Origin of the sequence: Methylobacterium segetis, from assembly GCF_004348265.1 — a bacterium.
GTDB classification, from domain to species: Bacteria; Pseudomonadota; Alphaproteobacteria; order Rhizobiales; family Beijerinckiaceae; genus Methylobacterium; species Methylobacterium segetis.
Map to the genome: position 1 here is coordinate 1 of NZ_SMNT01000091.1, position 25,023 is coordinate 25,023.

Annotated in this window: 28 protein-coding genes and 2 pseudogenes; 16 read left to right on the plus strand and 14 right to left on the minus strand. The window is 71.7% G+C overall.

The window, feature by feature from the left end; translation table 11 throughout:
* On the plus strand, positions 1-561 hold a 561-nt coding region (locus E1J50_RS20090), incomplete at its 5' end, for a class I SAM-dependent methyltransferase (protein WP_245516666.1).
* Positions 562-705: 144 nt separating this feature from the next.
* Here E1J50_RS20090 and E1J50_RS27840 read toward each other — a convergent pair.
* From E1J50_RS27840 to E1J50_RS20115, 5 genes are all read right to left on the minus strand, one after another.
* Positions 706-960, minus strand: coding sequence for a hypothetical protein (locus E1J50_RS27840; RefSeq protein ID WP_207919128.1), 255 nt, complete (start codon positions 958-960; stop codon positions 706-708).
* A 141-nt stretch (positions 961-1,101) separates the two neighbouring features.
* Complete coding sequence (deoA, locus tag E1J50_RS20100; RefSeq protein ID WP_132255589.1) at positions 1,102-2,394, minus strand: thymidine phosphorylase; 1,293 nt, start codon at positions 2,392-2,394, stop codon at positions 1,102-1,104.
* On the minus strand, positions 2,391-3,140 hold the full coding sequence (deoC, locus tag E1J50_RS20105; protein ID WP_132255590.1) for a deoxyribose-phosphate aldolase: 750 nt from the start codon (positions 3,138-3,140) through the stop codon (positions 2,391-2,393). The genes deoA and deoC overlap by 4 nt, the downstream gene beginning before the upstream one ends.
* Positions 3,141-3,165: 25 nt before the next feature.
* Positions 3,166-3,993, minus strand: coding sequence for a purine-nucleoside phosphorylase (locus tag E1J50_RS20110; protein WP_132255591.1), 828 nt, complete (start codon positions 3,991-3,993; stop codon positions 3,166-3,168).
* Positions 3,980-4,390: a cytidine deaminase gene (locus tag E1J50_RS20115; protein WP_132255592.1), complete on the minus strand. Its 411-nt coding sequence runs from the start codon at positions 4,388-4,390 to the stop codon at positions 3,980-3,982. The genes E1J50_RS20110 and E1J50_RS20115 overlap by 14 nt, the downstream gene beginning before the upstream one ends.
* A 161-nt stretch (positions 4,391-4,551) precedes the next feature.
* Between E1J50_RS20115 and E1J50_RS20120 the strand changes: the two genes are divergently transcribed.
* Positions 4,552-4,770: a DUF2093 domain-containing protein gene (locus tag E1J50_RS20120; RefSeq protein WP_132255611.1), complete on the plus strand. Its 219-nt coding sequence runs from the start codon at positions 4,552-4,554 to the stop codon at positions 4,768-4,770.
* Here the strand turns inward: E1J50_RS20120 and lpxK are convergent.
* The 3 genes from lpxK to E1J50_RS20135 all read right to left on the minus strand — a co-directional run bounded on the left by lpxK (position 4,767) and on the right by E1J50_RS20135 (position 7,938).
* A complete protein-coding gene (gene lpxK, locus E1J50_RS20125) occupies positions 4,767-5,753 on the minus strand; it encodes a tetraacyldisaccharide 4'-kinase (RefSeq protein WP_132255593.1) in 987 nt (328 codons plus the stop codon). The two genes, E1J50_RS20120 and lpxK, sit on opposite strands and share 4 nt — an antisense overlap.
* Before the next feature lie 143 nt (positions 5,754-5,896).
* Positions 5,897-7,201: a 3-deoxy-D-manno-octulosonic acid transferase gene (locus E1J50_RS20130; RefSeq protein ID WP_132255594.1), complete on the minus strand. Its 1,305-nt coding sequence runs from the start codon at positions 7,199-7,201 to the stop codon at positions 5,897-5,899.
* A complete protein-coding gene (locus tag E1J50_RS20135) occupies positions 7,198-7,938 on the minus strand; it encodes a lysophospholipid acyltransferase family protein (RefSeq protein ID WP_132255595.1) in 741 nt (246 codons plus the stop codon). Before E1J50_RS20135 ends, E1J50_RS20130 begins: the two co-directional genes overlap by 4 nt.
* Positions 7,939-8,263: 325 nt before the next feature.
* Between E1J50_RS20135 and E1J50_RS20140 the strand changes: the two are divergent.
* Together E1J50_RS20140 and E1J50_RS20145 are read left to right on the plus strand one after the other, a co-directional pair.
* Positions 8,264-8,752: pseudogene (locus E1J50_RS20140) on the plus strand (VIT1/CCC1 transporter family protein); the annotation flags it as partial.
* Positions 8,753-8,836: 84 nt separating this feature from the next.
* Complete coding sequence (locus tag E1J50_RS20145) at positions 8,837-9,745, plus strand: metallophosphoesterase family protein (RefSeq protein WP_132255597.1); 909 nt, start codon at positions 8,837-8,839, stop codon at positions 9,743-9,745.
* Between the two features lie 61 nt (positions 9,746-9,806).
* Here E1J50_RS20145 and E1J50_RS27500 read toward each other — a convergent pair whose 3' ends face one another.
* Positions 9,807-9,950 carry a hypothetical protein gene (locus E1J50_RS27500; RefSeq protein ID WP_165937930.1) on the minus strand — a complete coding sequence of 48 codons (144 nt, stop codon included), beginning with the start codon at positions 9,948-9,950 and terminating at the stop codon, positions 9,807-9,809.
* A gap of 425 nt (positions 9,951-10,375) precedes the next feature.
* On the opposite strand from E1J50_RS27500, the gene E1J50_RS20150 reads away from it, so the two are divergent.
* The 8 genes from E1J50_RS20150 to E1J50_RS20185 all read left to right on the plus strand — a co-directional run bounded on the left by E1J50_RS20150 (position 10,376) and on the right by E1J50_RS20185 (position 17,125).
* Positions 10,376-11,293 carry a branched-chain amino acid ABC transporter permease gene (locus E1J50_RS20150; RefSeq protein WP_132255598.1) on the plus strand — a complete coding sequence of 306 codons (918 nt, stop codon included), beginning with the start codon at positions 10,376-10,378 and terminating at the stop codon, positions 11,291-11,293.
* Positions 11,294-11,298: 5 nt separating this feature from the next.
* Positions 11,299-12,699 carry a high-affinity branched-chain amino acid ABC transporter permease LivM gene (livM, locus tag E1J50_RS20155; RefSeq protein WP_132255599.1) on the plus strand — a complete coding sequence of 467 codons (1,401 nt, stop codon included), beginning with the start codon at positions 11,299-11,301 and terminating at the stop codon, positions 12,697-12,699.
* Positions 12,699-13,574: an ABC transporter ATP-binding protein gene (locus E1J50_RS20160; protein ID WP_132255600.1), complete on the plus strand. Its 876-nt coding sequence runs from the start codon at positions 12,699-12,701 to the stop codon at positions 13,572-13,574. The genes livM and E1J50_RS20160 overlap by 1 nt, the downstream gene beginning before the upstream one ends.
* The gene (locus tag E1J50_RS20165) at positions 13,571-14,380 is read left to right on the plus strand and encodes an ABC transporter ATP-binding protein (RefSeq protein ID WP_132255601.1); all 810 of its coding nucleotides are present in this window, start codon (positions 13,571-13,573) and stop codon (positions 14,378-14,380) included. Before E1J50_RS20160 ends, E1J50_RS20165 begins: the two co-directional genes overlap by 4 nt.
* Complete coding sequence (locus E1J50_RS20170; RefSeq protein ID WP_405029840.1) at positions 14,377-14,742, plus strand: DUF6867 family protein; 366 nt, start codon at positions 14,377-14,379, stop codon at positions 14,740-14,742. Before E1J50_RS20165 ends, E1J50_RS20170 begins: the two co-directional genes overlap by 4 nt.
* A gap of 50 nt (positions 14,743-14,792) precedes the next feature.
* A complete protein-coding gene (locus tag E1J50_RS20175; RefSeq protein WP_207919253.1) occupies positions 14,793-15,926 on the plus strand; it encodes a branched-chain amino acid ABC transporter substrate-binding protein in 1,134 nt (377 codons plus the stop codon).
* Between the two features lie 90 nt (positions 15,927-16,016).
* Positions 16,017-16,745: a sulfite exporter TauE/SafE family protein gene (locus E1J50_RS20180; protein ID WP_132255602.1), complete on the plus strand. Its 729-nt coding sequence runs from the start codon at positions 16,017-16,019 to the stop codon at positions 16,743-16,745.
* A gap of 137 nt (positions 16,746-16,882) precedes the next feature.
* Positions 16,883-17,125, plus strand: coding sequence for a hypothetical protein (locus tag E1J50_RS20185; RefSeq protein WP_132255603.1), 243 nt, complete (start codon positions 16,883-16,885; stop codon positions 17,123-17,125).
* A 100-nt stretch (positions 17,126-17,225) separates the two neighbouring features.
* Here E1J50_RS20185 and E1J50_RS20190 read toward each other — a convergent pair whose 3' ends face one another.
* Positions 17,226-18,488, minus strand: coding sequence for a GGDEF domain-containing protein (locus E1J50_RS20190; RefSeq protein ID WP_132255604.1), 1,263 nt, complete (start codon positions 18,486-18,488; stop codon positions 17,226-17,228).
* 194 nt (positions 18,489-18,682) lie between these two features.
* Between E1J50_RS20190 and E1J50_RS28365 the strand changes: the two are divergent.
* Together E1J50_RS28365 and E1J50_RS20200 are read left to right on the plus strand one after the other, a co-directional pair.
* Positions 18,683-19,558, plus strand: a pseudogene (locus tag E1J50_RS28365) (methyl-accepting chemotaxis protein); the annotation flags it as partial.
* An 85-nt stretch (positions 19,559-19,643) separates the two neighbouring features.
* A complete protein-coding gene (locus tag E1J50_RS20200; RefSeq protein ID WP_132255605.1) occupies positions 19,644-19,823 on the plus strand; it encodes a CsbD family protein in 180 nt (59 codons plus the stop codon).
* A 288-nt stretch (positions 19,824-20,111) separates the two neighbouring features.
* Here the strand turns inward: E1J50_RS20200 and E1J50_RS20205 are convergent, their stop codons facing one another.
* Together E1J50_RS20205 and E1J50_RS20210 are read right to left on the minus strand one after the other, a co-directional pair.
* Positions 20,112-20,657, minus strand: coding sequence for a PAS domain-containing protein (locus tag E1J50_RS20205; protein WP_165937931.1), 546 nt, complete (start codon positions 20,655-20,657; stop codon positions 20,112-20,114).
* A 186-nt stretch (positions 20,658-20,843) separates the two neighbouring features.
* Positions 20,844-21,122, minus strand: coding sequence for a hypothetical protein (locus E1J50_RS20210; RefSeq protein ID WP_132255607.1), 279 nt, complete (start codon positions 21,120-21,122; stop codon positions 20,844-20,846).
* 201 nt (positions 21,123-21,323) lie between these two features.
* Between E1J50_RS20210 and E1J50_RS20215 the strand changes: the two genes are divergently transcribed.
* Both E1J50_RS20215 and E1J50_RS28450 read left to right on the plus strand, forming a co-directional pair.
* Complete coding sequence (locus E1J50_RS20215; protein ID WP_132255608.1) at positions 21,324-21,566, plus strand: hypothetical protein; 243 nt, start codon at positions 21,324-21,326, stop codon at positions 21,564-21,566.
* A 233-nt stretch (positions 21,567-21,799) separates the two neighbouring features.
* Complete coding sequence (locus E1J50_RS28450; protein ID WP_207919254.1) at positions 21,800-21,973, plus strand: hypothetical protein; 174 nt, start codon at positions 21,800-21,802, stop codon at positions 21,971-21,973.
* Between the two features lie 89 nt (positions 21,974-22,062).
* On the opposite strand, the gene selB is transcribed toward E1J50_RS28450, so the two are convergent.
* On the minus strand, positions 22,063-23,967 hold the full coding sequence (selB, locus tag E1J50_RS20225; protein WP_245516668.1) for a selenocysteine-specific translation elongation factor: 1,905 nt from the start codon (positions 23,965-23,967) through the stop codon (positions 22,063-22,065).
* Between the two features lie 170 nt (positions 23,968-24,137).
* On the minus strand, positions 24,138-24,596 hold the full coding sequence (locus E1J50_RS20230; protein ID WP_132255609.1) for a hypothetical protein: 459 nt from the start codon (positions 24,594-24,596) through the stop codon (positions 24,138-24,140).
* Positions 24,597-25,023 lie beyond the last annotated feature (427 nt).

Below are 25,023 nucleotides of genomic sequence, written 5' to 3' on the forward strand. Positions count from 1 at the left end.
GAGGACGAGGCGCGATTCCTGCGCTCGTGGTTCGAGCGGCCCCTCGTGACGGGCGCCGTGACGCCCTCCGGGAAGATGCTGGCCCGCACCATGGCCTCCTACGTCGATCCGCGGATCGACGGACCGGTCGTGGAACTCGGTCCGGGGACCGGGCCGGTCACCGAGGCCCTGATCCGGCGGGGCATCGCGCCGGAGCGCCTCGTCCTCGTTGAATTCAACCCCGGCTTCTGTGAACTGCTCCGGCGCCGCTTCCCCGGCGTCAGCGTGATCCAGGGTGACGCCTACAACATCCGTCAAACGGTGGGCGGCATCCTGCAGAGACCCGCTGCCGCCACGATCTCGAGCCTGCCGCTCTTCACGAAGCCCCTGGAGCAGCGCCTCGACCTCCTGAACTGCGCCCACGATCTGATGCAGCCCGGAGCGCCGTTCGTGCAATTCACCTACGCCGTCGTGCCGCCGATCCCGGCCCGCTGCGAGGCGGGAAGCTACACGGCGAGCCGCTCGAACCGGGTCTGGCTCAACCTGCCGCCCGCCCGCGTGTGGGTCTATCGCCGGCCCTAAGGGGCGCGACGTCACGAATTGCAACGAAGTGTTGCGATCTCCGTCAGTGGGCATTCAGGCCGAAGTGCCTAGTTCTGCACCAACCGGCATCAACGCCGGCCCACCGGAAGCAGGAGATCGTTCATGTCCCTGAGCTCGCGCTGGTCAGGCCGCGGCCTCGCCGCCGCCCTCGCCCTCGCCGGCGGCCTCGTCCTCGGTGCCCCCCTCGCGCAGGCCGCGCCGCTCGCCCCCGCGCCGGCCGTCGCCGGCGAGGCCGACGGCGCGCTGATCCAAGTCCGCGGTGGCCATCACCACGGCTGGGGCCATCACCACCACGGCTGGGGCCATCGCCATCACGGCTGGGGTCACCGCCACCATGGCTGGCGCCACCATCATCACCGCCACCACCGGCACCATCACCGGCATTATCGCTGGTAAGGCCTCGGGCCGGACTGCATGTCCCCTCCCCCTCGCGGGGAGGGGCCGTGCGCCGGCGGACGCCGGTCCGCCCCTCCATTCCCAGCGCACCCTCTGCATCGTCAGGCCGGCTCCATAGGGGTCCTATCCCACCCGCTCCAGCACGGCCGGCCCCGCTGACGGCGCTGCTCCCAGCCTGTAGGCCGCGCGCAGAGCCGCCTCCGCCGCATCCGCCGCCGCCGCGTCGCGGGCGTGCACGATCCCGAGGAGGCCGTCAGCCGTTCCGGGCCGCGCCAGATCGGTGAAGCCGACCGCCGGATCGATCCCGTCCCCGGGCCGGGTGCGGCCTCCCCCGAGGCCGATCACGGCGAGCCCGATCTCGCGGGTCGCCACACCGGCGACGACGCCCCCGGCGCGGACCTCCCGGACGATCGGTGCCCGCGGCAGGTGCCGTTCGGGCCGCTCCAGCAGATCCGCCGGTCCCCCGAGCTTGGCGACCATCCGGGCGAAGATCTCCGCCGCGCGCCCCGAGGCGAGGGCATCCTCCAGCCGCGCCGCGGCCTCGCCCGCGTCGGCGCAGAGGTCGCCGAGCACCAGCATCTCGGCGCCGAGCGCCAGCGTCACCGCGTGGAAGCGTGGCTCGCGGCGGCGCCCGGTCAGATAGTCGATCGCGTAGGCGACCTCGACCGCGTTGCCGGCCGCGGAGGCCAGCGGCGCGTCCATGTCGGTGATGAGGGCGCGGGTCGGCAGGCCGGCCCCGTTCGCCACCGTGACGATGCTCCCGGCCAGTGCCCGGGCCGCATCGCGCTCCGCCATGAAGGCGCCCGAGCCGACCTTCACGTCCATCACGAGGCCGCCGAGCCCGGCCGCGAGCTTCTTCGAGAGGATCGATGCGGTGATCAGGTCGAGGGATTCGACCGTGCCGGTGACGTCCCGGATCGCGTAGAGCCTGCCATCCGCGGGGGCGAGATCGCCCGTCTGCCCGATGATGGCGCAGCCGACCGACCGCGTGACCGCCTGGAAGCGCTCCAGCCCCGGCGCCACATCGTAGCCCGGGATGCTCGCGAGCTTGTCGAGGGTGCCGCCGGTATGGCCGAGCCCGCGGCCCGAGATCATCGGCACGTAGCCGCCGCAGGCCGCGACCATCGGGGCGAGGGCGAGGCTGACCGTATCGCCGATGCCGCCGGTCGAGTGCTTGTCGAGGACAGGGCCGGGCAGGTCCCAGGCGAGTACCGCGCCGGAATCGGTCATCGCCCGGGTCAGCGCCACGCGCTCGGGAAGCGTCAGGCCGCGGAAGAACACCGCCATCGCGAAGGACGCGGCCTGTCCCTCGGTGACGCTCTCGTCCGCGATCCCCGCGATGAAGGACGCGATCTCGGCCTCCGTCAGGGCGAGCCCGTCGCGCTTGCGCCGGATGGTCTCCTGCGGAAGCGTCACGAGGCGCGCGCCAGGGCCGCGGTGAGTTCGCCGTAGAGGCTGCTCGCCCCGAGCCGGAAGGTCGCCGGCTCCGCCCAGCCCGGCCCCATGACGCGGTCGGCGAGAACGAGATAGGTGGCGGCATCCGCAACGCTGCGGAGGCCGCCCGAGACCTTGAGGCCGACGCGCCGCCCGCCCGCCCGGGCTCGGATCGCGCCGAGCATCGCCTCGGCCGCCTCCGGCGTCGCCGAGACCGGGATCTTGCCCGTCGAGGTCTTCAGGAAATCGGCGCCGGCCTCGATCGCGAGGTGGGAGGCTTCCGTGATCCGCTCCCGCTCGCCGAGGGCGCCGGTCTCCAGGATCACCTTGAGGCAGGTCTTGTGGCAGACGTCGCGCACCGCCTCGACGAGGCTGCGCGCGGCTTGCGCGTCGCCCCGGAGGACGGCCCGGTAGGGCAGGACGAGGTCGATCTCGTGGGCGCCGTCCGCGATCGCCTCGGCCGCATCCTCAACCACGCGCTCGACATCCTCGCCGCCGGCCGGGAAGTTGACGACGGTGGCGACCCGGACCGGCGTGGCCTTCAGCGCGCGTGCGGCCTCGCCGACGAATTGCGGCCAGACGCAGACGGCCGCGACGCCGCCGGCGCGGGCGTCGCGGCAGAGCGCCTCGATGTGGCTCGTCGTGCAGATGTCGGCGAGATTCGTGAGATCGAGGAGCGAGAGGGCGCGCCGGGCGATCTCCGTCTCGTCGGGCGTCGGCTCTGTCATGCTGTCGTCCGTCATGGTGTCACCCTCACGGCAGCGGCTCGAGGCGCTCGACGAAGGCCGTGATCAGCCGCGCGAGATCCGCGGCCGCGCCCGCCGCCGCCTGCTTCGTCTCGGCGTGATGCGGGTCGCCGCCCCCGATGCCCGCGGCCCGGTTCGTCACCACCGAGAGGGCGGCGACGCGCAGGCCGAAGAAGCGGGCGAGGATCACCTCCGGAACCGTCGACATACCGACGAGATCGGCGCCGAGACGGCCGGCCATGCGCACCTCGGCCGGCGTCTCGAAGCTCGGGCCGGAGAACCACGCGTAGACGCCCTCGTGCAAGGTAAGCCCGGACGTCCGCGCGGCCGCGCGCAGCAGGTCCCGCAGGGCGGGGTCGTAGGCCTCCGTCATCGGCACGAAGCGCGCCTCGCTCGCCTCGCCGATCAGGGGATTGAGCCCGGACAGGTTAAGGTGGTCGGCGAGCAGGACGAGGCTGCCGGGTCCCGCCTCGGGCATCAGCGAGCCGGAGGCGTTGGTGAGGAGGAGCGCGCCGGCCCCGAGCGCCGCGATCGTGCCGATCGCGCCGCGCATGGCGGCCGCATCACCCCGCTCGTAGGCGTGGGCGCGGCCCTCCAGCACCAGCACGGGCCGCCCGCCGAGGCGGCCCCGGTGCAGGGTGCCGCCATGGCCGCTGACGCCGGGCTCGGGGAAGCCGGGGATCGCGGCGTAGGGCAGGCTCTCGCGCTCCGCGAGGCTCTCGGCCACGAGGCCGAGCCCGGTGCCGGTCACGATCGCGCAGGAACAGGGGCCGGCGAACCCCGCCGCGCTCAGCGCCGCGAGGGCGCGGTCCCTGTCGGGCTCAGCGCCTGTCACCGAGGTTCTCCGGGCCGAAGGAGGCGGGCAGGAGTTCGTCGAGGCTGAAGCTGCGGCGCAGGCCCTCCGGCCCGGCGACGTGGACCGGCGTCGCGCCCTCCGCGAACTCGCGGATGCGCTGGCGGCAGGCGCCGCAGGGCGTCACGAGGGTACTTCCCGCGCCGAGCACCAGGATGGCCCGGATCCGTCGCCCGCCGCCCGCGACCATCGCGGCGATCGCCCCGGCCTCCGCGCAGGTCCCGACCGGGTAGGCCGCGTTCTCGACGTTGCAGCCGGCATGGACCGCGCCGGTCTCGTCGCGCAGCGCAGCGCCCACCGCGAAGCCCGAATAGGGCGCGTGCGCCAGCGCCCGAGCGGCCGACGCCGCCTCGAACAGGTCCTCGATCGCCGGGCTCATGCGAGGAGGCCCGCGTCCCAAGGCTCGTCCCGATCCATCGTCTCAGCACACATACCGCGATCATTGGCACCGGGCAGCCGGCCCGTCGAGGGGCGAGATCGACAAGGGCCGGCGAGGCTCCTATGAGCGGGACGAGTGATGTCGCGAACCGGGAGAGCGGGATGCTGGGCCGTTACGAGCGCGGGGCGAGCGGCGAGGCGGTGGTGGAATACGGCGACGGCACCATGCGGGTGATCAAGCCGGGCAGCTACGTGCGCTGCGCGGTGACCGGCGAGCCGATCCACCTCGACGCCCTCCGCTACTGGAGCGTCGAGCGGCAGGAAGCCTACTCGACCCCGGACGCCGCCATGCAGCGCCTGAGGGAGGCGGGCGCGCGCTAGGTTCGGCGCGCGCCGATGAGCCCGGCGAGTTGCCGCCGCAGGGGCGCCGGATCGGCAAGACGCAGCGACACCGGCAGCGTGCGCACCCGCGCCCGGACATCCGGCGGCAGGCGGACCGCATCCTTCTCGGTGGTGACGAGGTCGGCCCCGAGCCTCCGCGCGGTCTCCTCGAGGGCCGCGAGATCGGCCGCCTCGTAGGGATGGTGATCGGGGAAGGCGCGTCGCCCCGCGATCTCCGCGCCCGCCGCGCACAGGCTGTCGAAGAATTTCCCGGGGCGACCGATCCCGGCGAAGGCGTAGACGCGCCGGCCGGCGAAGCCATCGCCCGGGGTCGCCAGGGTAGCCCGGTGCACCGGCAGGCCCCGCCGCTCCGCCTCTCGCGCCAGGGGCTCGCCGGCTGCGCCCGCGCCGACGAGCACGAGCCCGCCGACATGGCGCCACTGCCGGTCGAGGGGCGCCCGCAGGGGGCCGGCCGGGAAAGGCAGGCCGTTGCCGATGCCGGCGCCGGCATCGACCACGGCGAGCGCCAGGTCCTTGGCGAGGCTCGGGTTCTGCAGGCCGTCATCCATCACGATGAAATCGGCGCCCGCCGCGAGGCAGGCGCGCGCCCCCGCCGGCCGGTTCCGGGCGACGATGGTCGGGGCGAGGCGGGCGAGGAGGAGCGGCTCGTCGCCCACCTCCGCCGCCCCGTGTCGAGCCGGGTCCACCGCGACCGGGCCGGCGAGGCGCCCGCCGTAGCCTCGGCTGAGGAAGGCGGGACGCAAGCCCATCTCGGTGAGCAGGGCGGCGAGGGCGAGTGCGGTCGGCGTCTTGCCGGCGCCGCCGAGGGTGAAGTTGCCGACGCAGAGGACGGGGCAGGGGAGCCGCTCACCCGGACGGTCCATGCGCGCGGCGGTGAGCGCCCCGTAGGCGCGCCCGAGGGGAGCGAGGAGCCGCGCCGCCGGGTGGCCGGGATCGGCGGACCAGAAGCCGGGCGGCCGCATCAGGCGAGAGCCGGCCGCGGCCCGGTCGAAGCGCCCGCGCTTCCGGAGAGTCCCCGGTCAGCGCGCAGCGCCGCCTCCGCAGGCGTCCGCGCCGCGTGTCTCATTGCGCTTCCAGCCGACCCGTCCATCACACGGCGAGGGTATCAGGAGGGGTTCAGCGCCGCGAGCTTCATCTGCGCGATGAAGGGGTCGAGCACCGCGAGGGTTCGCTCGACCGCGCCCTCGAAGGGGCGCAGCGCCCGCTGACCGGAGGCCGCGATCGCGCGGATGCGGTGCTCATCCTCCAGAAGCTCTCCGACCGTGGCCGCGAGTTCCGCCCCATCCGCGACGGCGACCGCGCCGCCCGCCTCGTCGAGGGCGCGGTAGACCTGCGCGAAATTGTGCGTGTGGGGGCCGTGCACCACCGCGGCGTCGAGGCGCACGGGCTCGATCGGGTTCTGGCCGCCATGCGGAACCAGCGAGCCGCCGAGATAGACGAGCGGGCTGAGGCGGTAGAACAGGCCGAGCTCCCCGACCGTGTCCGCGACGTAGACCTCGACCGAGGGGTGCGGGCGCCCCCCGGCCGCCCGCCGGGCCGTGCGCAGCCCCTCCGCCGCGGCGCAGGCCGCTGCCTCCTCCCCCCGCTGCGGGTGGCGCGGCACGATGATCGTGAGGAGCCGCGGCAGGCGGTCCTTCAGGGCGGCGTGGGTGCGCGCCACCAAGGCGTCCTCGCCCGCATGCGTGCTCGCCGCGACCCAGACCGGCCGCTCGCCGATCATGTCGCCGAGATAGGCGATCTGCTGCCGGTCGGCCGGCGGCACGGCCGCGTCGTATTTGAGGTTCCCCGCAACGCTGACCCGCGGTGCGCCGAGGCGGGCGAAGCGCTCCGCATCCTCCTTGGTCTGCGCGAGGCAGATGGCGATGCGGGCCAGGAGCGCCTGCGCCGTGCGCGGCGAGCGCTCCCAGCCCTTGAACGAGCGCTCCGACATCCGGCCGTTGACGAGGAGGAGCGGGATCGCGCGGGCGTGCAGAGCCAGGATGGTGTTCGGCCAGATCTCGGATTCGGCCACGAGGGCGAGGTCGGGCTGCCACTGGTCGAGGAAGCGCTCGATCCATCGGGGCGCGTCGAGGGGCATGTACTGGTGCACGGCGCCCGGCGGCAGGCGGCTGCCGATGAGTTCCGCCGCGGTCTTGGTGCCCGTCGTGACGAGGACCGAGAAGCCACGCCGGATCATCCCGTCGACGAGCCCGACGAGGGAGAGCGCCTCGCCGATGCTGGCCCCGTGCATCCAGACGAGGGAGCCGACCGGGCGCGCCCGGCCGGGCAGGCCCCGCCGCTCCGGAAGCCGCCCCGGATCTTCCTTGCCGCGGCGCGCCCGGACGGCGAGGAGGCCCGCCAGGGCCGGCTCGCCGAGGTAGAGCCCGGCCCGGTAGGCCCGCAGGGCGAGGGTGAGGGGGGGCGCCCTCACGCCGGCAGCCCCCAGGAGGGAAGGCCGACCCGGTCCGGCCGTCCGACGAGGCCGTAGGCATGGTCGTGAACGCGGTTCATCTCCGCCTCGACCCGCCGCCGCAGGCCCTCGAAGGTCTCGGCATCGGCCTCGCGGGGAACCGGGATCGGCTCGCCGAACACCATCGCGCCCCGCCCGAAGGGCAGCCCGATGCAGGCCCGGTCCCAGGAATTGAAGCGCAGATGCCGGCTGGTCACCACGGCGACGGGCACGATCGGCCGGCCCGAGAAGCGGGCGAGCGTGATGATGCCCGCGTCGCAGCGGCGGGAGACCTTCGGGACGTCGGCGCTGAAGGCGACGGATTCGCCGTTCTTCAGCGCCCGCAGCATGGCGCGCAGACCCTCGGCACCGCCTTTGGCCCGCGCGTCGCGCACGACGCGACCGCGCGCGCCCGAGGCCCGCATCACGCGGATGCCAAGTCGCTCCAGGGCGATCGTGTTGATGTTGCCGTCCGGGTTGCGGGAGATGATCGTCGCGACGCGATCCTGCGGCCGGCGCAGGTAGGGGACCATGATGTGCTGGCCGTGCCACATGCCGGCGATGAAGGGCGTGAGCCGGTCGATCCACGCGTCGGTGTCCTCGGCGGGAACCACGGTGAAGCGGTTCGTGGCCCGCACGAGCCGCAGGTAATCGGCGGCGAGGTGGCCCAACGCGCCCTGGACGGCCGGCAACCGGCTGATGCGTTTGACGAGGCTCATGTCCTGCTTCTGAAAGCCCGGCATACGACCCGATGGCGCTGCCGGGATCCTGACCTGAACGTCGGACCGGCTCCACCGGGTCGGGGGCGCCGGGCTTGAGGACAGGCTGTCCGGGTCGGCGGCTGTCTAGCTCCGATCCCGTCCGAGCGGCAACCGGAACGCCACCCGTCGGCCTTCACAGAGCCGTGGGTTCTAGGCGTGCGAGGGGGCGAAAAAGCGGCGTCCGACTTGTTTGGATTGATTCCAAACTATAGATTGTAATCAATCCAAAAAGGACTAGACGATGCCGATCGCCCTGCAGAGCTCTGCCGCACCCGATGCCGCCGACGAGCGCCACCGCAGCTTTGTCCTGCAATATGTCCAGCCGGCGCTGGCAGGTCTGATCGACGGCTCCGTCTCGACGCTGGCGCCGATCTTCGCGGCCGCCTTCGCTACGCACAGCAACGGCGCCACCTTCCTCGTCGGCCTCGCGGCCTCGGTCGGTGCCGGAATCAGCATGGGCTTCACCGAGGCTCTGTCGGATGATGGGCAGGTGACGGGGCGTGGCTCGCCCACGATCCGTGGTGCGGTCTGCGGTGCCGCGACGGCGCTCGGTGGGCTCGGCCACACGCTGCCCTATGCGATCCCCGATTCCTGGCCGAACGCCTTCCTCCTCGCGACGGGGCTCGCCCTGGCGGTGGTGGTACTGGAACTTCTGGTGATCTCCGCGATCCGGACCCGCTACATGGCGACGCCCTTCTGGCGGGCTTCCCTGCAGGTCGTCATCGGCGGGGCGCTCGTGCTGCTGGCGGGTGTCGTGATCGGGAGTGCCTGACATCGGCGGCCCGCCGCGCTTGACGCGGCTGGCCCGAGCCGCGATGCGGAGCCCGCGCGATGCGCGCGGTGATCGTCCGGCCCCATGTTCCGTCTCGCCCATCTCACCGACCCGCATGTCGGCCCGCTGGCGCGGCCGCGGCTGCGGCAGCTCTTCAGCAAGCGGGCCACGGGCTACGCCAACTGGCGGCGCGGGCGCTCGCGCAGCCACGACATGGAGGTCCTGGCGGCCCTCGTCGCGGACATGAGGACGCAGGCGCCCGACCACGTCGCCTGCACGGGCGATCTCTGCAACATCGGCCTGCCGAGCGAGTGGGAGACGGCCCGCGTCTTCCTCGAGGCGCTCGGCGCGCCCGAGCGCGTCAGCTTCGTGCCCGGCAATCATGATGCCTATGTCCGCGGCTCCCTCGACGGGCTGCTCGGGACCTGCGGACCCTGGACGGCGGACGATGCGGGGCGGAGCGGATGCTTCCCCTATCTGCGGCGGCGCGGTCCCCTCGCCCTCGTCGGCCTCTCCTCGGCGATCCCGACGAAGCCCTTCGTCGCGAGCGGGCGGCTCGGAGAGGCGCAGGTCGCCGCCGCGGAAGCGTTGCTCGTCGCCCTCGGCAGCGAGCCCGAGCGGCCCTGCCGCGTGGTGATGATCCACCACCCGCCGCATCCGGGCGGCGCCGCGCCGGGCCGAGACCTCAAGGACGCGGCGGCCTTCACGGCGATGATCGGCCGGGCCGGCGCGGAGCTGATCCTGCACGGCCACAACCATATCGGCAGCGTCGCGCGCGTTCCGGGACCGGGCGGTCTGAGCGTGCCGGTCGTCGGCGGCCCCTCGGCCTCGGCGCGGGTGGGCACGCACGCGGACCTTCCGGCCCGCCGCGCCGCCTATTACCTCTACGCCGTCACGCGCGAAGGTGGGCGCCACCGCATCACCGCGACGAGCCGCGGCCTGAACGGCAGCGGACAGGTCGAGGATCTGGGACCGATCAATCTCGCGGGGTAACCGAGGATGTCCCCGCCCCGTGCGGGGAGGGGATATTGCTGTGGGGGCCGGGTCCGGGCTTTCACGCCTCCGGAGGCAGCAGGGCGTCGCGGCGCTGACGGGCGATCGTGGCCTCGTAGCGCTCGGCTTGGAGGCGCGTCAGCCCGGCGATGAGGGCGGTGGGCCCGCGGTAAACGGTGTAGGTGCCGTCTTGGGTCGGTTTCACACGAATCATCTCGGACATGGGAGCCACCCTGCCTTGGAGGTTGATCGTCGAACGCGGTTACGATGCGCCTGACGTTAACCGGCCGTTCATCCGGCGCAAGCCCTCCGCAGTACGTTCTACGTAAGTATTTCCGCTGCACTGCGAAATGGAGGTGTCGCCCGGAGCCCGCCACGCTTCGGCGCCTCGACTGAATTAACAAGAGGAAAGCGGAGCCGCCCGCGGCGTGCTGCGGCGCAGGACGGGCGGCAATCACCACGCGCATTTTGCCGACCGATCCGCTATGGTCCGGCCCAGGCGGCCGGGAACGGGGCCGGGAAAGGGATCCGCGGTGCGCCGGCGACGGCGACCGGTACGGGACTTGCCCTGGCTCCCGCGCTCGGGGAGGCTGCCGCCTTCAGGCCCGGAACGACGCGAGACAGCGCCGAATGGATGTGTTTGTACAGCAGCTGATCAACGGGCTCACGCTCGGGGCGATCTACGGTCTGATCGCGATCGGCTACACGATGGTCTTCGGCATCATCGGGATGGTGAACTTCGCCCACGGCGACGTCTTCATGGTCTCGACCTTCATCGCGCTGATCGGCTTCCTCATCCTCACCACCTGGCTCGGGATCGCCTCCGTGCCGCTCGCGCTGATCGTCGTGCTTCTGGTCACGATGCCGCTCACCGCCCTCTGGGGTTGGGCGATCGAGCGCGTCGCCTACCGGCCCCTGCGCGGCTCCTTCCGGCTCGCCCCTCTGATCTCCGCGATCGGGGTCTCGATCTTCCTGTCGAATTTCGTGCAGGTGGCGCAGGGCGCGCGCAACAAGCCGACGCCCCCGATGCTGAACGGCGGCTTCACCCTGTTCGAGCGCGACGGCTACGCCGTGACCCTCTCCTACAAGCAGTGCCTGATCATGGCCGTGACCGTGATCCTGCTGGCCGGCTTCTGGTATCTCGTCCAGCGCACCGCCTTCGGCCGTGCGCAGCGCGCCTGCGAGCAGGACCGGCGCATGGCCGCTCTGCTCGGCATCGACGTCGACCGGACCATCTCGCTGACCTTCGTCCTCGGCGCGGCGCTCGCGGCCGTCGCGGGCGTCCTCTACCTGCTCTATTACGGCGTCGTCTCCTTCTCGGACGGGTTCGTGCCCGGGGTGAAGGCGTTCACCGCGGCCGTCCTCGGCGGCATCGGCTCCCTGCCTGGCGCCGTTCTCGGCGGCCTCATCATCGGCCTCATCGAGACCTTCTGGTCCGCCTATTTCTCGATCGAGTACAAGGACGTCGCCGCCTTCTCGATCCTCGCCATCGTCCTGATCTTCATGCCCTCGGGCATCCTCGGCCGGGCCGAGGTCGAGAAGGTCTGAGCGGCATGGCCGGCACGAGGCGGGACGGTACGGTGCGGGGCTCCGATCTCGCGGAGGTCCTGCGGGACGCGGGGCTCTACGCCCTCGTCACGCTCGGGCTCTGCATCCCGATCGTGAGCTATCGGACCGACCTCAGCCAGACGAGCGCCCTCGACCTCACCCCGCGCTGGGGTCTCGTCGCGGGCCTCTGCGCGGCGATCTTCTGCGTCCGCGTCGCCCAGCGCCTGATCCTGATGCGGCGGGACGCGCGGCGCGCACTCACGCCCTCGCCGCGGCAGGCGACCGAGGCCGTCGACGCGACGCCGAATGCCGGCCAGCGGATCCCCTCCCTCGCGCTGCCCCTCTTCCTCGGTGCGGCCGTGGCCCTGCCCCTCGTCGCCGCGCTCGCGAGCGGCGGGCTCGGGCCCGCGCGCTACTGGATCGACCTCGGCATCCTGATCCTCACCTACGTGATGCTCGGCTGGGGGCTCAACATCGTGGTCGGGCTCGCGGGCCTGCTCGACCTCGGCTACGTCGCCTTCTACGCGGTCGGCGCCTATACCTACGCGCTCCTCGCCACCACCTTCGGCCTGTCCTTCTGGCTCTGCCTGCCGCTCGCCGGGCTCGCCGCCGGGCTCTGGGGCATATTGCTGGGCTTTCCCGTCCTGCGCCTGCGCGGCGACTACCTCGCCATCGTGACGCTGGCCTTCGGCGAGATCATCCGCCTCGTCCTGATCAACTGGGTCGACCTCACCGGCGGCTCGGCCGGTATCTCCTCGATTCCGCGGGCGACCTTTTTCGGGATCCCCTTCACGGCCGGGCCGAACGGCTTCGCGGCGACGTTCGGGCTGAGCTTCGACGCGATGCACCGCAACGTCTTCCTCTACTACCTGATCCTGGCGCTGGCGCTCGTCACCAACGGGGTGACGCTGCGCCTGCGGCGCCTGCCGATCGGCCGGGCCTGGGAGGCCCTGCGCGAGGACGAGATCGCCTGCCGCTCGCTCGGCATCAACACGACGACGACGAAGCTCACCGCCTTCGCGCTGGGGGCCATGTTCGGCGGCTTCGCGGGCTCGTTCTTCGCCGTGCGCCAGGGCTTCATCAGCCCCGAGAGCTTCAACTTCTTGGAGAGCGCGATCATCCTGGCGATCGTGGTGCTCGGCGGCATGGGCAGCCAGATCGGCGTCGCGATCGCCGCCGTCGCGATGGTGGGCGGGCCGGAGCTCCTGCGCAACCTCGGCTTCCTGAAGGCGGTGTTCGGCGAGGGCTTCGATCCGAACGAGTACCGCCTCCTCCTGTTCGGCCTCGCCATGGTCGCCATGATGGTGTGGCGCCCGCGCGGCCTGATCTCGGTGCGGATGCCCTCCGTCGCCCTGAAGGAGCGCCGCGCCGTCTCGGGCGCCCTCGTGCGCGAGGGCCACGGCTGATGACGGGCCTGACCGGGCCGCGCGAGGCCGTTCTCAGCGTCGAGCACCTCTCGATGCGCTTCGGCGGCCTGCTCGCCGTCGACGACCTCTCCTTCGAGGTCTTCCGCGGCGACATCACCGCGCTGATCGGCCCGAACGGGGCCGGCAAGACCACGGTCTTCAACTGCATCACCGGCTTCTACAAGCCGACCGAGGGGCGCCTGACGCTGGCGCATGCGGACGGCGCCCGCCATCTCCTGGAGCGGCTGCCGAACCACGCCGTGAACCGGCGCGCGCGGGTCGCCCGCACCTTCCAGAACATCCGCCTGTTCTCGGGCATGACCGTGCTGGAGAACCTGCTCGTGGCGCAGCACGCGCCGCTCATGCGCGCCTCAGGCTTCACCGTCCTCGGCCTCCTCGGCCTCGGCGGCTACCGGGCGGCGGAGCGCGCGGCGATCGAGCGGGCCCGCCTCTGGCTCGAGCGGATCGGGCTCACCGCCCGTGCCGACGACCCCGCCGGAGACCTGCCCTACGGGGCGCAGCGACGCCTCGAGATCGCGCGGGCGATGTGCACGGAGCCGGTCCTGCTCTGCCTCGACGAGCCGGCCGCCGGCCTCAACCCGCGGGAATCGGCCGAGCTGACCGAGCTCCTGCGCCGCATCCGCGACGACGGCACCTCCGTCCTCCTCATCGAGCACGACATGTCGGTGGTCATGGAGATCTCCGACCACGTCGTGGTGCTCGATTACGGCGTGAAGATCGCCGACGGCACCCCCGGCGCCGTACGCGCCGACCCGCGGGTGGTGGCCGCCTATCTCGGCGTCGAGGACGAGGAGGTGGAGGCGGTCGAGGCGGAGGTCGGGCTCGTCCTTCCGAACGCGGAGGCCGGGGCATGAGCGTCGCCGGCATCAACGTCCTCGTCGAGGAGACCCGCGCCCGGCAGGCGGCTGCGGCCCCCCTCCTCGCGGTCGAGGGCGTCTCGGCCTATTACGGCAGCGTCGCCGCCCTGCGCGATGTCGACATCGCGGTCGGCGAGGGCGAGATCGTCACGCTGATCGGCGCCAACGGCGCCGGCAAGTCGACCCTGATGATGACCATTTTCGGCGCGCCCCAGGCCCGCACCGGCCGCATCCGCTTCGCCGGGCAGGACATCACCCGGTTGCCGACGCACGCCATCGCGCGGCTCGGCATCGCCCAGTCGCCGGAGGGGCGGCGCGTCTTCCCGCGCATGAGCGTGCAGGAGAACCTGCAGATGGGCGCGAGCCTCCACGGCGGGCGCCATTTCGCGGAGGATCTGGAGCGGGTCTGCACCCTGTTCCCGCGCCTGAAGGAGCGCCTGCAGCAGCGCGCGGGCACCATGTCGGGCGGCGAGCAGCAGATGCTCGCCATCGCCCGCGCCCTGATGAGCCGGCCGCGCCTCCTCCTCCTCGACGAGCCCTCGCTCGGGCTTGCACCCCTCGTCGTGAAGCAGATCTTCGGGGCGATCCGCGACCTCAACCGGGAGGCGGGGATGACGATCTTCCTCGTGGAGCAGAACGCCTACCACGCCCTCAAGCTCGCCCATCGGGGCTACGTCCTCGTCAACGGTCGCGTCACCCTGAGCGGCAGCGGCCGCGCCCTCCTCGACGACCCGGCCGTCAAGGCGGCCTACCTGGAGGGCGGCATCGTCGAGGCGTCGACGATCGCGGAGGCGAAGGCGTGAGCGTGCCGGCCGGCCTCTTCGAGGGCTCGCCCCTCCTGTTCCTTCTCGTCACTGTGGTGATGGGCGGCTGGGCCGCCTGGATGACGGCGCGCGGCATCGCCCGGACCTGGCGCCCGTTCTGGCAGAGCGTGCCGGCGCTGCTGGCGGTCGCAGGCGCCGTGCGCTTCATCCACTTCGCCCTGTTCGAGGGCACGCTCGCCTCCGGCCCCCGCTATCTCGCCGACGCCGCGGTCGTGCTGATGATCGGGGCCGTCGCCTTCCGGGTCACCCGAACCCGGCAGATGACCACCCAGTACCGCTGGCTCTACGAGCGCACCTCGCCGCTGACATGGCGGGAGCGCCCGCGTGCGGAGATGCCGTAGGATACCGGTTCTCGCCCTCCGGGGCTCCGACGACAGGAAGGGGACGTGAGATGAGGACGATGGTGCTGGCGGGCCTCGCGCTCGGCTTTCTGGTCTCGGGGGCGCCTCTCTCGGGAGCGGCGGCCCAGATCAAGATCGGCGTCGCGAGCCCGATCACGGGCGGCTCCGCCGCCTTCGGGGCGCAGATCCGCAACGGCGCCGTGCAGGCGGTCGAGGACATCAACCGGGCCGGCGGCATCAAGGGCAAGAAGTTCGAGCTCTCGAGCGGCGACGACGCGTCCGACCCCAAGCAGGGCGTCTCGGTCGCCAACAAGCTCGCCTCCGAGGGCGTCACCATGGTGGTGGGCGACTTCAATTCCGGCGTCTCGATCCCGGCCTCCGACGTCTACCAGGATGCCGGCATCATCCAGATCACCCCGGCCTCGACGGCGGTGAAGTTCACCGAGCGCGGAAACTGGAACACCTTCCGCACCTGCGGCCGCGACGACCAGCAGGGCGCGGTGGCGGGCGAGTACCTCGCCAAGCACTTCGCGGCCAAGAAGGTCGCCTTCGTCCACGACAAGACCCCCTACGGCAAGGGCCTCGCCGACGAGACCCGCAAGGTCTTCCGTGCCAAGGGCGGCAAGGACGCCGTCTACGAGGGGATCAACCCCGGCGAGAAGGACTTCACTGCCCTCGTCTCGAAATTTAAGCAGGCGGGCATCGACATCGTCTATTTCGGCGGCATCCACACGGAGGCCGGGCTCCTGATCCGCCAGATGCGCGACCAGGGCCTGCAGGCGACGCTGATGGGCGGCGACGGTATCACCGACAAGGAGTTCGTGCAGATCGCCGGCCCCGGAGCCGAGGGCACGCTGATGACCTTCTCCCCCGATGCCCGCAAGAACCCGGACGCCAAGGACGTGGTGGCGGCCTTCAAGGCGAAGGGGATCGATCCGGAAGCCTACACGCTCTATTCCTACGCGGCGGTCCAGATCCTGGCCAAGGCGATCGAGGCGACGGGCTCGACGGATGGCAAGACGCTCGCCGACTATCTCCACCAGGGCAAGCCGACCCAGACCGTGATCGGCGAGATCGCCTACGACAAGAAGGGCGACATCACCCGGCCGGACTACGTGATGTACGTCTGGAAGAAGAACGCCGCCGGTGCCATCGACTACAGCGGCAACGAGGTGACGCAGTAGGGGCGAGGGGTGAGCAGGTCCTCCGGGCGAGACGTCGGCGGTCGGGCTCCGGAATGCCCGTGAGAGGCCGATAGCGGGCGGAAAGTCCGGATGGGGGTTCTCTTCGTTCTCGCCGTCGGTCTCGTCGCGGGCGTCGTCAGCGGCATCGTCGGCACCGGCTCCTCGATCATGCTCGTGCCGGTGCTCGCTGCCGTCTACGGGCCGAAGGCGGCCGTGCCGATCATGGCCGTGGCCGCCGTGATGGCGAACGTCTCGCGGGTGCTCGCGTGGTGGCAGGCCGTGGACCGGCGGGCCTTCGCGGCCTACGCGGTGCCGGGCGCGCTCGCCGCCGTGGCGGGCGCGCGGACGCTGCTCGTCCTGCCCCCGCGCGCCGTCGACCTCGCCATCGGCGCCTTCCTGCTCGCGATGATTCCGGCCCGGCATTGGCTCGCCCGGCATCTCGTGCGCCTGAATCTCGCGCATCTCGCGCTCGGCGGGGCCGTGATCGGCTTCCTGACCGGCATCGTGGTCTCGACGGGGCCGATCTCGGTGCCGCTCTTCGTGGCCTACGGGCTGTCGAAGGGCGCCTTCATCGGCACCGAGGCCGCAGGCTCCTTCGCCGTCTACGCGAGCAAGACGCTGACCTTCCAGGGGGCGGGCGCGCTGCCGACGGAGGAACTGGCGAAGGGGCTCGTGGTCGGTGCCTCGCTGATGGCAGGCGCGTTCCTCGCCAAGCCCTTCGTGCTGCGCCTGTCGCCCGAGCGATTCCGGCTCCTGATGGACGGGCTGATGCTCCTTGCCGGTCTCAGCATGATCTGGAGTGGTCTTCTCTCCGGCTGACGATACTGGCGGATGTACGATTCATCCCGGTTTCGTGCGCGGCCAAGGGTCCCGGCGCCTGGGGCATTGCCTTCCGGCCGCGCTTCGGCAAACTCGTGCGGCGAGAGGGGGCTTCGGCCCCAGACAGCGTGACGGCCGTGCCCCAGAATCAGCTTTCCGAATTTCAGGTCACCGTGTCGGGCTTGGCCCGGGCGGCGGCGCGCGACGAGCGGCTCGCCACCGATTACGCGCGGCTCGCGGCCTATATGGCGCAGGATGGCCGCCCCTCGGCCGTGGAACTCTTCGAGGGGTTGAGCCGCCACCACGCCATTCGCGCCCTGGAAGAGCGCGGCCAGCTGGAGGCCACCGTCTTCGCACAACACGACGACGCGGCTAGCTAGCGGATTCTGCCCGGTCCTCTGGCGCAGGAAACCTGCCCTGGCCGACTGATTCGGCGCGGGGCCGCCGCGCGAGCCGCACCCTGCGTCGCTTGAGGCTGCACTACGCCGCACGCCCCGCGACGCTGACGAGGCGCGTTGCCGCCACCGCGCTCCGCGACGAGGCCCGGGTGCCGGGCAGCGGCAGGGCCCGGGCGGTCTCGACCCGATCGCGGCCGCCCTCCTTCGCGCGGTAGAGGGCCTCGTCGGCGGCCTTCAGAAGCGCACCCGGCTCGAGCCCGTCCGCAATTCGCGCGGCCGTCGCGCCGACGCTCACCGTGACGAAGCCGTGCGTCCCGAGCCCGGGATGCGGGATCGACAGGCCGGCGACGGCGCGGCGCATGCGCTCCCCGATCTCGCGGGCCTCGGCCTCCCCGACGCTGGGCAGAAGGGAGACGAACTCCTCGCCGCCGTAGCGGGCGATCAGGCCGCCCCGCGCCGCGACCGGCCCGCGCAGGGCCTCCGCCACACGGACCAGGCAGGCATCGCCGGCCGCATGGCCGGCGGTGTCGTTGAGGAGCTTGAAGCGGTCGATGTCGACGAGGAGGAGGCCGAGCCAGCCGTTCTCCGGCCCGTCGTCGCGCCAGGCGCTCTCCAGGCGCTCCGTGAACAGGCGCCGGTTCGCCACGCCGGTCAGCGGGTCGGTCTCGGAGAGGATCGTGAGCCGGGCATTCGCCTCGGCCAGGGCTCCGGACTGCGCCCTCTCGCGCAGGCCGAGGAGGAAGCTGCGCTTGGTCTCCCATTCCCGCGAATAGGCGAGCTTGAGCGGCACCAGGATCAGGCTCGCCACGAGGAGGGGGACGCCGCTGCCGCCCGTCCCGCCCAGGCCCAGGCTGAGGATGGAGGTCACGTAGAGCGCGAAGCTGGCGCCGCAGAAGGCGAGGCTGTGCCGGAAGGACAGCGGCGCGATCATCCCCACGACCAGGGGCACGATGGCGGCGAGGATGAGGTAGGTGTGCGCGTGCTCGGCCGGCGCGATCCGGGCGCTGTTCAGCACCACCGCCATGTCGGCGAGCCCCGTCACAAGCACCGTCCCGGCCTGCAGGCGCGCGGAGGGGCGCCCGCGCAGCAGGGCGATCGAGCCGAGGGCCAGCGGCACGAAGACGCCGAGGGTGAGGCCGGCGGGCACGGCCATGGCGTCCGCGCCGAAGGCGTCGAGATCGACCTTCAGGGATAGAAGGTTGAACGCGATGAAGATCAGCATCCAAGACTGGAGGTACCACCCGGCCGGCGCCTCGACCTCGGCGTGGTAGCGTCCCTCCAGCCCCTCCGGGAGGCGGAGTTCGTACCAGCGCCGGTTCAGGCCGGCCTCAATCAGCGCATGCATGCGACGGATGGCTCGACCTTCTGCTGCGCCGGCATTCTACGCTTCCGTTCCCTCACCAGCGGTAAAGAACGGCAAGAACACACAACCTGCGGGAGCGGGCCGCCGGAACCGAGTCCAATCATCGAGCCCCGCTCGTCATGTTCAGGTGTGAGCGCGGCCGTCCGCGCGGGAAGGATCCTCTCCACGCGTATCGTCGCCGCATCGCCGATGAGGCGGCCGCCGTCGAGCGGCGCCGATCCATGCTGAAAATGGCCGACTGGTTCGAGAGCGCCGTCGGGGGCATCGTCGGCCTCGTCTCCTCCTCCGCCACCGAGCTGCAGGCCGCGGCGCAGACCATGACGGCGACCGAGACGTCGTCCCAGTCGACGACCGTAGCCGCCGCGGCGGAGCACGCCTCCGCCAACGTCCATACGGTTGCGGCCGCCGCCGAGGAGCTCGGCACCTCCGTCGCCGCGATCGGCCGGCAGGTGTTGGGCTCGGCCGACATCGCCAAGCTCGCCGTGGTCGAATCCGACCAGACGGCGAGCCTCGTCAACGATCTCAGCCAGGCCTCCGCGCGGATCGACAACGTGGTCGGCCTGATCTCCGCGATCGCGGGCCAGACGAACCTGCTGGCGCTGAACGCGACGATCGAGGCGGCCCGCGCCGGCGAGGCGGGGCGGGGCTTCGCGGTCGTGGCGAGCGAGGTGAAGGAGCTCGCGTCCCAGACCGCCGGGGCGAGCGACGAGATCGTGGGGCAGATCGCACAGATATAGTCGGCGGCCGGGCAGGCGGTCTCGGCCATCGGCGGGATTACGGGCCGGATCCGGGAAATCAACGCGGTTGCCGCGACGATCGCGGCGGCGGTCGAGGAGCAGGGGGCGGCGACGCACGAGATTGTGCGCAACGTCGGGCAGGCCTCTACGGGGACGAGCGAGATCACCTCGAAGATCGCGGGCGTGGCGGGGGCGGCCGAGGAGTCGGGCGCAGCCGCCGCCCAGGTTCTCGCCTCGGCCTCCGATCTGTCCCGCCTCTCCGAGCAGCTCGGCACGGAGGTCGGGCGCTTCCTCCAGAACGTCCGGGCGGCCTGAGGCGCGACCGGAACCGTCGAGCCGTCCCCTTCGTTCGCTTGCCACGGGCGCCGTGCGCGCCGCAGCTCAACCTCTGGAGGATTCCATGGCTGTCGATCAGGATCGCGTCGAAGGCTCTGCAACCAATCTCGGCGGCAAGGTCAAGGAAGGGGCCGGCCGCCTGACGGGCGACGAGAAGCTCAAGAACGAGGGCATCGCCGATCAGGTGAAGGGCAAGGTCCAGAACATCGTCGGCAGCGTGAAGGACACCCTCAAGGGCAAGTAAGCCCAGCCATTCGACCCCTCGCGCACGGCGCGCGAGGGGCTCCTCAATACCCGAGCGACACCAGCGCGAAGGCCGTCACGAAGACCCCGCTCACGCAGGCGTAGAGGAGAGGGTCAGAAGGGCGGCAGCGGTCTCGGGTCTCGAAACACGGCGCATGGCGTCCGTGCTCGGTGTGCAACTGGCGGAGACCGCTCCTACCGCCGGCACCACGCGCCCGGGCGAACATCGAAGCCCTCTCAGGGAGGGGGCGATCCGGACATGGTCAACGAATCCTGAAGCCGCCCGGGCTCAGTGCAGCTCGATGCTCGCGACGCCGCACTCCTGCGCGAGCTGGCGGCCGACCTCGAAGGCGGCGAGTTCGAGCGCCCTGCGCGTCGACCCGCTGCTCGCCTGCAGGGTATGCGCCTGGGCGGCGAGGATGTGCTCCGCTGCCGTCTCCTGGAACGAGGTCGGAACGCGGCGCATCCCCGGCGGGAGCGGAGCGAGCCGGCCGACGAGACCGTCGGCCGATGCGGTGGGCCTCCGCTCGACGATCTCGCTCACCGATCCGAGGAATCCCAGGAAGGTGTGGGCATGCGGCTCGTGGCGCGGCATTGCGGCCGCGGCGACGCAGACGGGACGGCCTGCCGTGTCGATCAGGCGATAGCGGACACTGAATTCCCGCTGCTCGGCGATGGCGCGCGACACCACCGCGCGCACGGTCTCCCGATCCTCGAGATGGACCGCCTGCACCCAACCGTAATTGGCGGCCGCCTCGGCATCCTGGCCGGTGATCTCGGCCCAGCCCGGGCTCAGATAGGCAAGCGTGCCGGCGTGGTTGGTGGTGAAGATCATCGTTCGAGGTCGGCTGCGAGAATTTCCAACCTTTGCGTGCATCTGCACACGTCTGCAACGAAAAATATGCGGCAGTCGGGGGGAGGCCGTGAGGGGCGGCACAGATGCCCTGTCGGTCGGGAACCGCACGGGCCGGAGCGGGGCGCCCGAGGGGGAGTGCCCGCGCTCCGGCCCGGCTGGCCGAGGTCAATGGGCGCCGTGACTGCTGCCCTTGCCCGCGGCGCCGGGCGTGGAGCCCGATCCGGCATCGTTCGCGCCCGTGCTGTTGGCCGTGCCCGAACGGCTCTTGTCGCCGGTGGAGGGTCCGCTTCCCGCGGCGCCCGGCGAGGAGCCCGCGCCCGCATCTTGCGGGCCCGTGCTGTTCATCGTGCCGGACCGGCTGGTGCCGGATGAGCCGCCCTCGGCGGCGATGGCGGCCGAGCCGAGCGCGAGGGTTGCGGCGATGGCGAGCGTCAAGATCTTCATCGGGGCGTCTCCCTGGGGTTGGCGCTGAACACGCTGACGGCAACGCGAGGCGGGATGCGGCGTTCCGGCACAGGATCGGCCGGGCACCGGACGAGGCGCCGGGCCGCCTTCCGGCGCGCCTGCCCGGAGCCGGAGAGCCTGCCGGAACACCGGCCGGCGCCCCCGGTTGATCGTGACCTGTGACAAAGCAAGGAGGCCACCATGAAGGCCATGATCACGCTCGGCGCCGCGCTCGCGCTCTCCGTCCTCGCCGGCGGCCCGGCCGCGCAGGCCAAGGGCTGCATCAAGGGTGCCGTCGTCGGCGGGGCGGCCGGCAGCATGGCCGGCCACGGCAAGATGGGCGCGGCCGCAGGCTGCGCCGTGGGGCATCACCGCGCCAACAAGAAGGACCAGCAGCAGGGCGGGTCTCAGGGTCAGCAGCAGGGGCAGGGTCAGGCGCAGTGACCGATCGGGCTCGGCAGCGCCGTGAAACGGCCCGGTTGATCGGCGCGGCCGGGCAGAGCCGGCATCGGCCCCTCCGGGCCGCCGGCCCGGAGCTTCATAGCTGAAGCGCGATGCGCTCGCGGGAGAGGAGGACGGCATCGGGCCGATGGCCGGTCTCGTCCTCCGCATAGGCGAGCGCGGCTTGCCGATCGCGGAACAGGCCGCCGGAACGACCGAAGCTTGACGGCGATCCAATGTCCCTCGGGATCCTGCCCGACAAGGAAGCGCGTCTCGCCGCCGGCATCGGCCTCGGTGGCGGCGACTTCGAGAGCGGGTCGGACGGCGATTGCGGCAGGGGTCGGCATCGGGTGCAGGGGCTCGCGCGATCCTCCTGGAACCGCGAGCCCAAGCTGGGCCGGGTCGCATGAGGAATCGAGCGGGACGACCGGGCGATCTCATGAGGGACTTGTGAGGAGGTCCGGCCGCCGACCACCGGCGGAGCCGGGGCGCGGCGCGTTCAGCGCGCCTCCTCCTGCGCCGGGACGAGAACCCGACGGTCGCCCAGCCGCCGCGTGAAGCGGATCGCGTCGAGGTGCTCGAGAAGCGGGATCGAGAATTTCCGGGAGATGCCCAGCGCCGCGCCGGCCTCCTTGGCCAGGAAGCCGGCCTCGTCCCGCGCGAAGCGCTCGGCGAGCACCGCCTTGCCGCGCGCGATCGCGTCCCGGTGGAACAGGATCGAGCGCTTCTGGACCCGGTCGATCGTCCGGACCAGGGCTCCGGAGGAGAGGAGATACGTCAGGGCTTGCCCGCGGCGGAGATCGCGGCCGACCGCCTCGGCCTCGTCCGGCGGGGTTAGGCCGCCCTTCCGGAACAGGGCTTCGAGGGCGCGCACCTGCTCCGTCTCGTTGCGGGCCGGGTCGAACGCGGCACGCCGGTAGAGCGCGCCGGCCTGGGCGACGTCGTGCGTCGCGACGAGGTCCTTCAAGGCCGCCGAAACCGTGCCTTCGTCCTGCCGGACGGCTTGGGCGAGCCGGTCGAGGGGGAGGCCGGGATCGATCGGGTGTGCGCGGTGATGCGAATCGAGAGCCGCGAGGAGCCCCACGCGCAGGGCCTCGAAGGCGTCCCCGCCGATGAAGCGGTCCCCGATCTCGCGGGCGCCGAGATCGGCGAGGGCGCGCCGGACCCGGTCCGGTGCGACGGCCACGATTCGCGCGAGGTCGATCAAGGGGGTGCCTGCGGCGGCATTCCGGGCGAGGCGCGCCGCCAGGATCTCCCGCGGCCGCCCCTCCGCGATCCCGGCCAGTTCCGACAGGGTGCGGGGATCGTGCCGCTTGCGGCGGCGCGAGCAGGGATCGAGGACGCGCCCGCCAGCGATCGTGGCCGCGGGCGAGTCGAGCCGCAGGATGAAAGGCTCGCGCGCCGGCACGGCGATATCGGCATCCGCGTGAAGCTGTGCCAGCGCCGTGTCGCCGGGCTCCAGCACGTCCCGGTCGAGGAGCCGCAACCGCGCCACCACCTCGCTCGTGCCGAAGAGGAGGCGGCAGGTCGTCCCGCCAACGAGCGGCTTGGCCCCGGCGACCGCGCTCAGCGCCACGTCGATCCAACGCCCGGCCGGCACCATGCCCGGCGCGGACAGAGCCAGTCCGCGGGACATCTCGGCCAGTCCGACGCCGCGGAGCGCCACGGCCGTGCGCCGCCCCGGCTCGGCGCTGCGCACCGTCTGGCCGTGAATCTGCAGGCTGCGCACCGTCGCTGCCCGCCCGCCCGGCACGATCTCGACCCGGTCGCCGACACTCAGCCGCCCCCGCCGAAGGGTGCCGGTGACGACGACGCCGAAGCCGGGGCGCGGAAAGACGCGGTCGATCGGCAGGTAGGGAAGTCCGTCGTCGGCCGCCTCGGGTGCGGCCGCGAGGAGTTCGACGAGCGCGGCCGACAGCTCGGCGATCCCCGAGCCCGTCAGGGACGAGGTCGGCACGACGCGGGCATCCTCGATGCCCGCCCGCGCCGCGACCGCGCCGACCTCCTCCGCACGGGCCGCGAGCATGTCCACGCCGACGAGGTCGCACTTCGTCAGGGCCACGACGCCGCGACGGACGCCGATCAGCCGGGCGATGTCGAGATGCTCAACAGTCTGCGGCTTGATGCCCTCCCGCGCGTCGACCACCAGGAGCACGGCGCGCATGCCCGTCGCGCCGGAGATCATGGCGCGGACGAAACGTTCGTGGCCCGGAAGATCGACGAGATCGATCGTGCCGCCCGTCCCATTGGCCACGCGCAGCACGGCGAAGCCCGGCACGATCGACACGCCGCGCGCCTTCTCCTCGGCGAGCCGATCCGTATCCGTTCCGGTGAGCGCGCGGACGAGGGAGGTCTTGCCGTGATCGACATGGCCGATCACGCCGATGAGGAGAGTTTCGGTCACAGCGCCGCCGTCGCGATCAGCCTCGAAGCTCCGCCTTCGTAACCGCAGAGCTCGCGCCCGCGAAGCGGCGTCCGCCTCTCACGGTGCCGCAATCGGGGCCGATCCGTCGGCGAATGCGTTCGTTACCGACCACGCCCCTGGCGCTAGACGTGCCCCGGCGGCGAAGGCTCTCACGGCTTCGGGAGATTTCGCGCCGGGAAGGAGAACGTCGCGCCGGGTCTCACCGTGGCCAGCCAGATGAGGTGCGATTGTGGCACTCTTGCCAAGTCCCACTGCGGCGCCCCGAGACCCGGTGGATAGACGGGATGCGAAACATACGCCGGGCTATCGGTTGGGACCCCGCCGGGGCATTGCGTATATCCCTTGAGGTCGAAAGAACCTCTGTTGGGAAGCGGCGAGACGGCAAATATCTCCGCGCCATTCGACAGCTTGCTGCCAACCTTGATGCCGACGATTTCTTCCATCTGAGCAGGAGTTCTGCCCACAACGTATTTGAATGTGGTGCAATAGCCGATCGTCCGGCTCGGATCGGGCTTTTCGCCGAAAGGAGAAACTTTCACGAGTGCGTCGAGGCCGCCACGTTTCCAGACCTCGATCGCCATGTCCTGAAGTTTGTCGGCAGACAGCATCGATCGCTTCCTCGAGACTGGCGAGATCTCCCTTAAGTCGATCTTGGCCGGAGCTGAGAGGGAGTGCAAGGGCCACGACCCCGGCGCACAATCAGGGGCGGGGCGCTGGGGTGGAAAGCGAGGGTGCGAAGTCGGGCCGGCATCCGAAGCGGAGCGGGCGTGCCCGTCCGGCGGCCGTCGGTGACGATCGGCGGAGGGATATCGGAAGCGTGAGCCGGCCAGCGGCATAGAGCCAACTGGCGCTCCCAAGGGGACTCGATAAAGTCATCAATTTCAAAGGATTGTCGGAACGTGGGACCCTCGGCCTTCCCAATGCACTCCAGTACTTCTCGTTTCTGAGATCCCACTTCTGACACATCTCCGCCACCTCCGATTGCACCGGCGGCCAGTCCGACCGGAAGCCGGAAAAAGGCTGGCCCGCCTCGGA